We start from the raw sequence: 13,235 nt of genomic DNA, 5'->3' as shown, positions 1-13,235 counted from the left end.
AAAAACCAGTGGTAGGTATAAACGTCGATCTAATCGCAGTACGACGTCGTGACCTCTATAACCAAATCAAACTATGACTATAAGACTACGCTTAGTCTGGCTCCTGCTGTTGGGAGTGACTAATGCCGCCCTAGCCCAGTCGCTGACGGTACGGGGCAAGATTACGGACGCGCTGAATCAGGGAATTCCCGGTGCCAACGTGCTCGTGAAAGGCACAACCCGGGGCACAACGGCCAATGCTGCCGGTGACTTCACGCTCAACGTCAACAACAACGACGTACTGGTCGTCAGCTACCTCGGCTACACCACGCAGGAAGTAGCAGTCAATGGCCGGACGCAGCTGACGGTGACGCTGGCCGATGATAACAAGACCCTGAACGAAGTCGTCGTGGTGGGGTACGGCACGCAGAAAAAAGCGACGCTGACCGGTTCGGTTTCGGAAGTGAAAGGGGCCGATCTGGTCAAGAGTCCGCAGCCCAACCTGTCGAACTCGTTTGCCGGTCGTTTTTCGGGTATCGTTGCCAACAACCGGGGTGGCGAACCGGGCTACGACGGATCGAACTACACCATCCGGGGCTTCGGCACGACGGGCAACAACGATGTGCTCGTTGTCGTCGACGGTATTCCGGGACAGGTCGGTGGCCTGGATCGTCTGGACCCGAACGATATCGAAAGTGTTTCGGTGTTGAAAGATGCGTCGGCAGCCGTTTACGGTAACCGGGCAGCCAACGGGGTTATTCTGGTGACGACCAAGCGGGGCGGCACGGGCAAACCCGTTATCTCGTACAGCTACAACCAGGGCTTTACCTCGCCGACGCGCCTGCCCAAGCTGGCCGATGCACCCACCTACGCGACGATCCTGAACGAGATCGACTACTACAACAACCCGTCGGGTGGTCTGAACCAGCATTATTCGGCCGACGAAATCGAGAAGTTCCGCAACGGGTCCGACCCGATCAGCTACCCCAACACCGACTGGCAGAAGGCCGCGCTGAAATCGTTTGCGCTGCAAAACCAGCAGAACCTGAACATCAACGGCGGTACGGAAAACGTAAAATACTATGTGTCGCTGGGGACCATCTACCAGGACGGTCTGTACCGCAACGGCGCGACGAAATACAAGCAGTACAACTTCCGCTCGAACGTCGACGCGAACATCACGAAAGACTTCCGGGTGAGCCTGTTGCTGAACGGCCGTCAGGAGAACCGGAACTTCCCGATCTCGTCGGCGGGTAACACCTTCCGCTCAATCTACCGCGCGTTCCCGACGGTACCGGCCCAGTTTCCCAACGGTCTGTACTCAACCGGCGTTGAAAACAGCAACCCGGCCGTACTAGGTACCGACATCGGCGGAACGACCGTGAACCCCACTTCTATCTTCAACGGGATTCTGCGGGCCAGCTATAACTTGCCGTTCGTACAGGGTCTGTCGGTCGACGGTTTCTTCTCAATCGATAAGTCGTTCAATTTCAACAAGTCGTTCAGCATTCCGTACACGCTGTACAACTACGACCGGACGACCAACGCCTACAACGCGGTCCTGACGGGTGGCTCGGCCGGTCTGGCATCGCTGACGCAAAGCCAGACCAACATCTCCAACCTGACGCAGAACATTCGGCTGAATTACCAGCGGCAGTTCGATGCGCACAACGTCAACGCCTTCGTCGCTTACGAGCAGAATCAGCGTAACGAAGTTACGTTTGGTGCCGGCCGGATCAATTTCCCTACGCCGACGACGCCTGAACTCTCGCAGGGTGGGGCCGCTGCGACCGACCGTACCAACTCCGGCAGCAGCTACAATTTTACCCGCCGAAGCGTGATTGGTCGACTGGCGTACAACTACAAAGAGAAGTATCTGGCCGAAGTGCAGGCTCGTCTCGACGGTTCGTCGGTCTTCCCCGAAGGCAATCAGTACGGTTTCTTCCCCTCGATCTCGGCTGGGTACCGCATCTCGGAAGAAGACTGGTTCAAGAACAGTGTCCGCTTCTTCGACGACCTGAAAATTCGGGTGTCGCACGGTACGCTGGGGAACGACAACGTCGGTCAGTTCCAGTACTACAACAACTACTCGTTCAACAACCAGTATGTGCTGGGCAGCAACGTCATCACGCCCGGTATCGACCTGATTAAGCTGGCCAACCCCAACATTACCTGGGAGGTAGCCCGCAAAACCGATATTGGTCTGAACGCGGTATTCCTGAAGCATTTCAACCTTGAGTTGATCTACTTCCAGCAGCAGCGGTATAACATCCTGGCCAACCGCAACGCATCGGTTCCGAACACGTCGGGTATCGTAAACCCCTACGGTTCTGACCCGCTGGTACCAAGCGAAAACATCGGTCGGGTCAACAGCAGCGGTTTCGAGGGAACGCTGGGCTACACCCACGCCGGTACCATTCGCTACAGCCTGTCGGGGAACGTGACCTACGCCAAAAGCAAAATCATCAACATCGATGAAGCGCCCGGTCTGCTGCCGTATCAGCGGCAAACGGGTGGTCCGCTGTATACCTACCTGCTGTACCGGTCGCGGGGCATTTTCCGCACGCAGGCCGATCTCGACGCATACCCCCACCTGCCGGGTGCCCGCACGGGTGACCTGATTCTGGAAGACTACAACGGCGACGGCAAGATCACGGCCGACGATCAGGTACGGACGCCCTACGGCAACGTTCCCCTCCTAACCTACGGTATGACGGCCAACGTCGGTTACGGCCCGTTCGATCTGTCGATGGTTATCGCCGGACAGGGGCTGGTTAGTCAGTACGTACTGCCGGAATCGGGGCAGGTTGGCAACTTCTACAACAGCTGGGCGGCCAATCGCTGGAGCCCGACGAACACCGACGGTAGCTACCCACGGGTGGATACGCGGGCGTCGTCGTCGATCAACGGTGGTCTGTACAACAACACCTTCTGGCTGAACAATGCCTCGTTCGTGCGGCTGAAAAACATCGAGCTTGGCTACACGCTGCCCAAAGCAACCCTGTCGAAGATCAAAATGTCGGGTGTGCGGGTGTACGCCAACGCCTTTAACCTCTTCACCATCACCGGCGTAAAAGACTACGACCCCGAAGGTAACAACGGCAGCGGTCAGTTCTATCCGCAGCAGCGCATCATCAACCTGGGTCTGAACGTCAAGTTTTAAGCCTGCATCCCAACGCCATGAAAGCATTTACCAATCATATACTGACCGCCACCCTGGCGCTGACGCTCGGGCTGACGTCCTGCAACGACAATTTCCTGAACGTCACCCCGACCGACCGGGTATCCGATGCCGCGATTCTGACCGACGCCAATCTGTTCGAAGATTATATCATCAACCGCTACATGGGTGCCCGGCTGACCGACAAGGAAGCCGAGGGTACGCTGCCCGGTTTCGGTCGTGGCTTCGAATACGCGCTGTGGTCGTCGGTAACCGATGAGTCGATCTACAACAACGACGACAACACCTGGCTGATTCAGCGCGGACAGATCGCGCCCGAAAACACGGGTATTGCCGGTACATTCTGGGGGCGTAGTTACCGCAGCATCCGCGAAATCAACTACGCGCTGAACAACATCGGCAAAGTAACCATGAGCGACGCCCGCCGGCAGGTGCTGACGGGTGAGCTGAAGTTCCTGCGTGCTTACCGCTACCATGACCTGATCCGCAACTACGGCCGGGTGGTCCTCGTCGGCGACAACGTGTCGGAACTGGGCGACGACCTGACCAGTCAGGCGCTGTTCACCCGCGCCGATATCAAGTCGGGTATCGACTACGCCGTGGCGCAGCTCGATCAGGCAGCAGCCTTGTTACCGCAGAGCAACGACGGCAACTGGCAACTGGGTCGCGCAACGAAAGGCGCGGCCCTGGCCCTGAAGGCCCGCTTGTTACTCTACGGAGCAAGCCCCCTCTACAACGGCGCGTCGACCTGGACGGCAGCCGCTGCGGCCGCCAAAGCAGTGATGGACCTGAACAAGTATAGTCTTTACACGGGCGGCTATGGCAAGATTTTCACGTCGAACGACAACAACGAAATCATTTTCGGCCGATTGTATGCGCGGGGTGCCCGGCACGTTTGTCTGGAGATTGCCAACGGCCCCAACAGCTACAACGCCTGGGGTGGCAACGTACCGCTGCAAAACATGGTCGACGATTACGAGATGATCGACGGCACCAAAATCAGCGATAGCAACACAAGCTACGACGCCAAGAATCCGTACAAAAACCGCGACCCCCGTTTCTACGCGACGATTCTGTACAACGATGCGACTTACCGCAGCAGCACGATTCAGACCTTCACGCCGGGTGGTAAAGACAGCAAAGACGGCCCCTCGAACTGGAACACCTCGAAGTCGGGCTACTACCTGCGGAAATTCATGGACGACACGCTGCCGATCGACAACCCGTGGGACATCGCCGGTACGCAGACCTGGATTTATATCCGCTACGCCGAAGTACTGCTGAACTACGCGGAAGCGCAGAACGAAGCCGTTGGTCCGGATGCATCGGTCTACGCAGCCGTCAACGCCATCCGGCAGCGGACGGGCGTCGGTATGCCGGCCCTGCCCACCGGCCTGACGCAGGCGCAGATGCGCAGCCGCATTCAGCAGGAGCGCCGGATTGAGCTGGCGTTCGAGGAGCATCGCTTCTACGACGTACGACGCTGGAAGATTGCACCGACTACCGAAAACGTACCGGCCTACGGTGTTGAAATCGGTAAGAATAGCAGCGGAGCGTACACCTACAGTCGCAAGGAAGCCCTGACCGGCCGGAGCTTTACCGACAAGCAGTACTGGCTGCCAATCCCACGAGCCGAGATTCAGGCGTCGAACAACAAACTCGAACAAAACCCCGGTTATTAAATCACCCGTATTTCAGTCCCTGCGCTACGTTCTGGCGCAGGGATTTTTATGTTTGCGGCTCGCTCTATCATCCGCTCATCCTATGGCTATTCCCAGTACCCTTCGCTCGACTCTTCAGCTCCTATTATGCTATCCACTGCTCAGCATGGGCGGCTGTCAACCTAAAACACCCGCCGATAATTCGCCCAAACCCACGCCAACGACGAGCATTACCGTCACGATCGACCCCACCAAAACGTTTCAGACAATCAATCACTTCGGCGCATCGGATGCCTGGAGCTGCCAGTTTGTAGGGCAGTGGCCCGACGCCAAGCGAAACGCCATCGCCGACCTGTTGTTCAGCCGCGACACGTCGGCCGGTGGTCAGCCCAAGGGTATTGGCCTGTCGATGTGGCGGTTCAACATCGGCGCGGGAACGGCCGAACAGGGCAGCAACAGCGGCATCGGCGACGAATGGCGACGGGCCGAATCGTTCCTGAACGCCGACGGTACCTACGACTGGAACAAACAGGCCGGACAGGTGTGGTTTCTACAGGCGGCCAAACAACGGGGTGTTCCCAGCTTTCTGGCCTTTCCGAACAGTCCGCCGGTGCAGTACACGCTGAATGGGAAAGGCTTCGCCAGCAATAAAGTGCCGAACCTGAGTGCCGAAAAATACGATCAGTACGGGCAGTTTATGGCCGAGGTCGTCGCGGGCGTGCGCACCAAAACGGGGATCACCTTCGACTACGTCAGTCCCGTCAACGAGCCGCAGTGGGACTGGAGCGACGGCGGGCAGGAAGGAACGCCGTATTTCAATAATCAGATTGCCGGCATCACCCGGTCGCTGAGCAAAGCCCTGACGAATAAAGGGTTGCCCACCAAAATCAGCATCGCCGAAGCGGGTCAGATCGATTTTCTGTACAGCGACAATGGTCGGCAGGGCAAAGGCACGCAGATCGCCGACTTTTTCGACAGAACGAGCGCCGATTACCTCGGCAACCTGACCAATCTGGTACCCGCCATCGGCTATCACAGCTATTTCACGACCTCCCCGTACGGCGACGCGGTGAAGAAACGGCAGCAGTTGGCCAGTACCGCAGCCGGCCAGTCGAATCTCGGTACCTGGATGTCGGAATACTGCATTCTGGGCGACAACGCCGGAGACATCAATGGGTCGGGCAAAGACTTGGGCATCGATCCCGCTATTTACATCGCCAAAGTCATCCACAACGATCTGGTCAACGCCAACGTTTCGGCCTGGCACTGGTGGATCGCCATTAGTCCTTACGACTACAAAGACGGACTGGTTTACATCGACAAGGCTAAAACAGATGGCTCGTTCCAGCCGTCGAAAATGCTGTGGGCACTGGGTAACTACAGCCGCTTTATTCGCCCCGGTGCCGTCCGCGTCAACGTCGACCAAACGCAGAACAGCGCCGGCCTGCTGGTATCTGCTTACAAGAATACGGATGGTCAACTGGTTACGGTCGTCATCAACGCCGGCAACGTCGCCCAGTCGATTACCCCTTCGGCTTCTACCAGTCAGCCATCGAAACTAACCATGTACACCACGTCGGCAACGGCAGATCTGGCCCGGTCGACAGTCAGTAAAGCGGGCGATGCCGTAACGATTCCCGCCCGAAGTATCGTTACGCTGGTGGGTGATTTGGGCAAATAAATTGGTCAATGATTACCCCCAGCCCCCTAAAGGGGGAGCACTTCGCAAATAAACTTCTCCCCCTTTAGGCCGGGCCGACGTTTCGGGGCTGGGGGGTAAATGGGCCGGAGGAAATTTAGCCACCAGCATCGTCGAATCAAGAACTCAACAGCCCTTTGGGGGTAAAGTAATCGCTATAGCCTAGACATAATGAAGCTTGTCTTGACTGTAAGTGGTACTAAACAGCAACGCGGACGCCCCCAGTCGGGAACGTCCGCGTTGCTGTTTAGTACCGGCATTAGAACGAATACCGCAGGGTAACGCCGTAAGTGCGCGGGTCGCCGATTACAGCCCCGTACTGACCGGCATTGCCCGGCGCGGGCAGCAACTGCTCGAAATAATTCTGGTTCAGCAGGTTGCGACTCCAGATGAATACCGACGTGCCGTTCGACGCCCGGAAACCGACACGCGCGTTGGCCAGCGCGTACCCGTCGATATTCAGGTATTGCGATGGCGACGGACTCGATGAAAACGACGAGCGGTAGTACGTATCGGCGGCAAAGAAGTACCGGCCATCCTGCGCCAGAAACTTACCGGCCCCACTGACCTCACCACCAACCGAACCAGCCCACTTCGAGACGCCCGGCAGCGCACCACCCGAAATATCCTTGAACGCCTGCTCCCCCCCCGTTTCTTCCAGCGGCACCGGCGCGTTGGTAAACGTGATGTATTTAGCGTCGGTATACGCCACCGATCCGTAGAACGACAGCGTATTGCTGAACCGAACGTTTCCGTCGACTTCAACGCCACGTACGCGTACTTTTTCGGCGTTGGCCAGATAGCCCCGGTTTACCCCCGGTTCGGGCGTCTGCACCTGCGTCTGGTAGTCGCGAATGTCGCTGTTGTGGAAGACTACGTTCAATGTCGTGTTCGTCGTCGGGCGGGTCTTCACGCCGATTTCATAGTGGCGCACGGCTTCGGGATTCACCCGCGCCAGTTCCGTCAGCACCCGGCCGTTGGAAGTCGGTAAACCGCCGATGTTGATACCGACCGGCTTGTAACTGACCGAATAGGTAGCAAAGGCGTTCAGTCGATTGCTGGCTTTGTATTGTAGCGTCAGCTGGCCGGAGAAGTTGGTTTCGTCGACGTCGGTATCGAACGCCTGATTGGTATACACCAGATTTTTAAGCGCGAGCAGTGCCGGATCGGTGGTTTGCAGTCCGCCGTAGGTTACCCGGCTGTAATTGGCAATTTTCTTGTCGTAGTTGTAGCGCAGGCCGGGCAGCACGTGCAATTTGTCATTAACCGCCCAGTCGACCTGACCGAATACGGCCGCCGACGTGCTGCGGAGCCGGTTGGTCGTACGAATGCCGAAGCCGTCGAACAGGCCGGGCGTTTTCCAGAGGGCACTCGTCGTGCTTTGGGCAAAACGCCACTGCGCCGAACCGGCTTCCTCCGTCTGCACCGGGTCCGACTGCAAATCCTGGTAGAGATAGTACAGCCCCACTACCCCACTGACGCGCTCGGAAAACGTACCGGCGTAGCGAATCTCCTGCGAATACTGGTTGTGTTTGGAGTTACCCGCCGAGATGGTGAAGACAGGCAGACCGATATAGTCGCGGTCGTTGAGCGGGTCCCACTTCCAGTAGCGCCAGGCCGTCGTGCTGGTCAGCGTACCCGGCCCGAGCTTGATGTCGGCGTTGAGCGAGACACCCCCCAGCTGATTGTTTGCCTTCGAAGGCGTATCCTGATCGGTAATCCGGTCGAACGGATTCGGCGATGGCACGGTATACCCCAGATCGGCGATGATGTTGTTGAACTGCCGGTAGGCCGCCCGCTTCGTCTGAACAACCCCGGCGTATAGCACTGTATAGCCGTTGGGCTTCTGATCGGTATAATCGCCGGTCAGGTTGATGCGTACCCGGTCCGATGGCGTGTAGAGCAGTTGCCCGCGAAAGCCGATGTTGTTCAGCGAGTTGACCAGCTGACTCGAGCGAATATTGGTGATCGTACCGTTACGCTGCGTACCCGAAAACGACGCCCGCGCGGCAAATTTCCGGCTCAGTGGCCCCGTCACCGATGCCTTCGCCTGAATGAAGTTATAATTGCCGTAGCTAACCTCGAAGGTAGCGCCCGGCGTGAAGCTGGGGCCCCGCGTGGTAATGTTGAACGCACCGGCGGTCGTGTTTTTCCCAAACAGCGTTCCCTGCGGTCCGCGCAGTACTTCGATCTGATCGACATCGACAAAGTCGAGTGCTGTCACGGCCGGACGGGCATAGTACACGCCGTCGACATAAAAACCAACGCCGGGGTCAATGCCGTCGTTGGTCAGGCCGAAGGTCGAGCCGAGACCCCGGATGTTGAGGGTCGTATTGCGCGGATTCGAGGAATATAACTGCACCGATGGTACCAGCTCTTTGACGCGGTTGACGTTGAACGCACCCGCATCGTCGACGACCGCCCCGCGCAGGACCGAAATCGGGATGGGTACGTTTTGCGACGACTCCTGCCGACGGCGGGAGGTGATCGTTACGTCGGCAAGCTGACTGGGAGTTTCTTCCAGTTTAATCTCGGCCCCGTCCTGACTCAGTACTGTCTCCTGCGTCTGGTAGCCGATGTACGATACGATGATGGTGAATGGTAGTTTCTGCCCCGTAATCAGCGTAAACTGGCCGTTCTGGTTGGTCGATCCGCCATTCGTGGTTCCCTTGATCGTCACTGTTGCTCCGATCAGGTGATTTCCCGTTCGGGCGTCGATTATGGTACCGGTGACTGTTGCATTGATAACGGGGGCATTCTGAGCGATCAGCCAGTTGGGTGCGGTCAGCAACGCAAGCAGCAGGATCGTAGTAGAAAAAAACTTCATAACAGGTTGTATTGAAAAAAAAACGTAATGAATGCTAGGTGGTAGCGGTTTGTTTAGTGACTCGTATCAACCCCCGGACAAGCTGGAGTCGCCGGTCGATCTGCTCCAGTTGCCGACTGTCGGTTACCTGTACCGTCAATCGCCCGGTCGAGCGCACCCCATCGGCTTCGAACGACAGGTGTGCGATACGGGCCTGCTCCGAGCCGGTAGCAGCCGCCAGCACATCGCTGACGAACTGCACCCGGTCGAAGCCAATGACGTCGAAAAAGACCTGCCCGTAGGGAGAAACAAGTGCGGAGGAATTCATTGGCCTAGTGCGTTACAAAGTGTGGTATGGTCGGTGAAGCCTTCGAAGTTTTCATCCAGAAAGTGGTAGCGAATCTGCTGATTGCCATCGATCACGTACAGCGCCGGAATGTAAACGTCTTCCGAAATACCCGAGATACGATCCCAGATCGGGTCGGTTTCGGCATAGACGCCAAACTGCTGGGCAACAATCTTGTCGGCATCGTATACCAGCGTCATCGGTGCCTGTAGCGCTTTCTGGGGCAGATACCGGGGATGTTCGTTGGCAAAAACGAGCAACTGTCCCCCGGCCCGGTCGACCTGATGCGCCAGGTCAATCAGCGTTGTCAGGAACGGATCGGCGTAGCGGCCCCAGCACGGGCAGTAGAACCCGACGACAACTGGCCGCTGCTTCACCAGTTTGGGCAGCGTCAGTACATTGCCCTGCGCGAAGGCCGGTCGATCGGCCGTGCTCCAGTAGCCACCCACGTTGGCGATAGCGACAAGCGGTGCCGCGTCGGCAGTTTTCAGCGGCTGCACCCGCTCGATTGGCTGACGATCTTTCACAACCCGTACCTGTATGTCGCCCAATTCGTTTACTAATTCCAGTGTCATATGCTCCGTCGTTTTTGTTGTTTCGATTGGTTCGTTTTACGGTGTCTCGGATAAACCCCAGTACTCCCGGTGTTAGATAGACTAATAGTACTTTAAATCTATTGAAGTAGTAGGGTTTGCAAATAAAATGCTAGATTGCCCACGTTTCCAAATGATGAACTATAATTTTTCAGTGAACCATGATATCGAAACGTGCCAAATACGCCATGAAAGCCCTTATCCGACTGACCGAAGAGTATGGCAAAGGGCCGCTGATGATCAGCGAATTAGCTAAGCAAGCGGTAATTCCCCAGCGCTTCCTGGAGGCCATTTTGCTTGATCTGCGCAATCACGGATTATTGCACAGCCAGAAAGGAAAAGGGGGCGGCTACATGCTGCGCGTGGAGCCGGAGCGCGTTAATCTGGCGCAGGTCTTGCGGATTATCGACGGGCCATTAGCGCCTACCCCCTGCGTCTCGAAGAATTTTTACGTGCGCTGCGACGACTGTACGAACGAAGAAACCTGCCGTATCCGCTCGATCATGGTGCAGGTACGGGACGCTAATCTGGCCGTCTACGAAAATGTCACGCTGCGGGATATGGCAACGGCCGTCGCGCCGATTGAGTTATGAACAGCACCGACAGGGTTGGTCGACACTATTTGAAATAGCCCCATACTTCCCGGCTGGTCAGTATCGGTTTGGTAACGACTACGGGGACAACAAATTCACCCAGCAGCGTACGCCCGGCAAGCCGATCATCGGGCAGGCGATTGACGGGAATGTGGGGTTGTCGGCTTTCTTTTTGATTGGTGTAGGTGAAGGCGACGGGCAAGGCGTACGTTCCAGCGAACGTAGGATTTAAGGTGGGTATTTTTTCCAGCCCGGCCCGGACCGCTTCGGCAAAGCCCATCCCGGCATTGTCAGGACTCAGAATCGTTACGTTCCTGACCCTCCCCTGCTGATCGACGTCGAAGCCAGCATATACCCGACTGTATACGGCCTGTATCCAGGCGGCTCCGGGATAGACGATGTGCTGATGAAGGGCCTGGGCAAACACCGGGTCGTTACTGATCGGCACACTACTCGACACGTACGCTACCGAATCTCCCCCCGACCGCATCGCCCGGCTAGCACTGACAGTCATCAGGCTATCGTAGTAGGGTAAAATAGCGACAACGTCGGCTGACGTAAGGCGACGAGCCGGCAACCGGGGTGCCAGCTTATCAGCCTGCTCGTACAGGACAGCCAACAGGGAATTTTTCGTGAGGTTGATGGCTTCGGGCCGCGCATCCCCTTTGCGGATGAAATACTTCTCTTCCAGCGTGTAGCGCCCGTTGATGGTCGTTTCCTTTTCGTAGCCAGTTCGGGCCGACGCAGACGCGTACGGGTCCAGTCGCTTTGTCACGTTCAGGAGCAGCTTCGTTTTGCCGTCGTACAGAACCTTCGCGTATAGTTTGTAATCCGTACCGGCGGTTCTGTTTCGCTGCCGGACGAACTCCTCGTTACCAATGATGAATCGATCGGGCCGGAGGGTCTGCACGGTTGAGTCGCCCGAAAACCGACACAGCACCGCATTCTCGACCAGATTGTACGCAATGTCGCAGGCCATGTATTTGCCCTGCGCATCCAGCTTGACCCGACCCGGTTGCCAGATCGGATATGCCAGAAACGGACTGTCGGCATAAGTCAGCTTCTTGTAACTCGTCGCCGTAATTGTACCCGGCCCGTATTCATCCACGGTTGTGAATACGTATCCGTCTTTGTTCTGAAAGACCGTTAATTGACCATAGCTGCTACGCACAAACAGACAGCTTATACCGAACAGGAGCAAGCAGCGAATCATACGGGTATCGGGGATGAGAACAGCGTCGTTACGCGGCCTAAGTAACACAAAATCTACGTATAGTCATAAAATCTACGAAACACTATTCCCTTACCTACGCTACTGGGCCAGACTTTGTCATAGACAGCATACAGCGATCCTAGCCCTGACTTAACTCGCGCAGATCCAGGCGATCGCCCAGTTCGTAACACTGAATGGCCCGCGCGTAGTTACCCAGCCGGTAATAAGCGGCTCCCATGCTGTAATGCGCTTCGACATACCGGGAATTTAACTGGATTGCCTGCTGATAGCATTCGATTGCCCGGCCGTTGTTTCCCAGACTCCCGTAGGCAAGCCCCATATTATAATGAGCTTCCGCGTACTGATCATTCAACTCGATAGCTTGCAGGTAACACTCTACGGCCTTGGCAAAATTCGCCAACCGATGGTAAGCCAGCCCGATGTGGTAATAAGCAGCCGGTTCATGCGGGTTCAGATCGATGGCCTGCTGGCAACTCTTGACCGCTTTTGTGTAATCGCCGAGTTCGGCGTACTGAAGCCCCACCTGATAATACACGCTGGCGTTGCTGGGGTTTAACGCAATAGCGTGCAGGAACGCATCGACCGCCTTTTGGTGATCCATCATTTTCGCGTGGCACACCCCGAGACTGACGTGCGCTCTGGCGTAGGCTGGCTGAATTGAAATGGCCTGCTGGTACTGATGGACAGCCGGTTCGAATTGTCCCGAAGCCATGTAGGCCAGGCCCAGGTTGTAATACGCTTTGACGTAGCGGGTATTTAACGAAATGGCGGACTGAAATGCGCCGATGGCTTTGGCGTAGTTCGTTACCTCGGCGTACGACAGCCCCATGTTGTAAAAGGCTACCGCATCGTAGGGGTTTGAGGTGACAGCCTGCTGAAACGATTCGATTGCCCTGGCATGATTGCGCATTTCCGCAAACGCTACTCCCGTGTTGCAGTAAGCAGAAGCGTATTGTGGATTCGCGTTGATAGCTTCTTTATATTGATCGATCGCAAGCTGGTATTCTCCCCTATTAAAATGACGATTTCCCTGACTAAAATAGTATTCAGCGTTCGTTACGGACATAGACCTGTGGGATAGATAAGGTTGCAATGCGTCTAGCAAAAACCACACTAACTTTCGCAGCATTCGTTACCATAATT

The 13,235-nt window shown here is 56.5% G+C and carries 9 protein-coding genes; 4 read left to right on the top strand and 5 right to left on the bottom strand.

What is annotated here, in order from left to right; genetic code table 11:
- Positions 1-73 precede the first annotated feature (73 nt).
- The 3 genes from CLV58_RS09565 to CLV58_RS09555 all read left to right on the top strand — a co-directional run bounded on the left by CLV58_RS09565 (position 74) and on the right by CLV58_RS09555 (position 6,502).
- Entirely contained in the window at positions 74-3,142 is a 3,069-nt protein-coding gene (locus tag CLV58_RS09565) for a SusC/RagA family TonB-linked outer membrane protein (RefSeq protein WP_106137578.1), read from the top strand.
- Positions 3,143-3,159: 17 nt separating this feature from the next.
- A complete protein-coding gene (locus tag CLV58_RS09560) occupies positions 3,160-4,842 on the top strand; it encodes a RagB/SusD family nutrient uptake outer membrane protein (RefSeq protein WP_106137577.1) in 1,683 nt (560 codons plus the stop codon).
- Positions 4,843-4,924: 82 nt separating this feature from the next.
- Entirely contained in the window at positions 4,925-6,502 is a 1,578-nt protein-coding gene (locus tag CLV58_RS09555; RefSeq protein WP_245882286.1) for a glycoside hydrolase family 30 protein, read from the top strand.
- Between the two features lie 277 nt (positions 6,503-6,779).
- Here CLV58_RS09555 and CLV58_RS09550 read toward each other — a convergent pair whose 3' ends face one another.
- From CLV58_RS09550 to CLV58_RS09540, 3 genes are read right to left on the bottom strand one after another with little or no spacing between them, the layout of a single operon-like run.
- A complete protein-coding gene (locus CLV58_RS09550) occupies positions 6,780-9,347 on the bottom strand; it encodes a TonB-dependent receptor (RefSeq protein WP_106137575.1) in 2,568 nt (855 codons plus the stop codon).
- A 34-nt stretch (positions 9,348-9,381) separates the two neighbouring features.
- Complete coding sequence (locus CLV58_RS09545; protein WP_106137574.1) at positions 9,382-9,654, bottom strand: ACT domain-containing protein; 273 nt, start codon at positions 9,652-9,654, stop codon at positions 9,382-9,384.
- Positions 9,651-10,247 (bottom strand): redoxin domain-containing protein, encoded by a 597-nt coding sequence (locus CLV58_RS09540; RefSeq protein WP_106137573.1) that lies wholly within the window; start codon positions 10,245-10,247, stop codon positions 9,651-9,653. The genes CLV58_RS09545 and CLV58_RS09540 overlap by 4 nt, the downstream gene beginning before the upstream one ends.
- A 179-nt stretch (positions 10,248-10,426) precedes the next feature.
- On the opposite strand from CLV58_RS09540, the gene CLV58_RS09535 reads away from it, so the two are divergent.
- On the top strand, positions 10,427-10,858 hold the full coding sequence (locus tag CLV58_RS09535; RefSeq protein ID WP_106137572.1) for an RrF2 family transcriptional regulator: 432 nt from the start codon (positions 10,427-10,429) through the stop codon (positions 10,856-10,858).
- A gap of 25 nt (positions 10,859-10,883) precedes the next feature.
- Here CLV58_RS09535 and CLV58_RS09530 read toward each other — a convergent pair whose 3' ends face one another.
- Together CLV58_RS09530 and CLV58_RS09525 are read right to left on the bottom strand one after the other, a co-directional pair.
- Positions 10,884-12,071, bottom strand: coding sequence for a hypothetical protein (locus CLV58_RS09530; RefSeq protein WP_106137571.1), 1,188 nt, complete (start codon positions 12,069-12,071; stop codon positions 10,884-10,886).
- 139 nt (positions 12,072-12,210) lie between these two features.
- Positions 12,211-13,158, bottom strand: a complete 948-nt coding sequence (locus tag CLV58_RS09525; protein WP_170108673.1) for a tetratricopeptide repeat protein — start codon at positions 13,156-13,158, stop codon at positions 12,211-12,213.
- Positions 13,159-13,235 lie beyond the last annotated feature (77 nt).

The sequence above is a fragment of the Spirosoma oryzae genome (assembly GCF_003002825.1).
Classification (GTDB): Bacteria; Bacteroidota; Bacteroidia; order Cytophagales; family Spirosomataceae; genus Spirosoma; species Spirosoma oryzae.
This window is presented reverse-complemented; position numbering and strand designations above follow the sequence as displayed.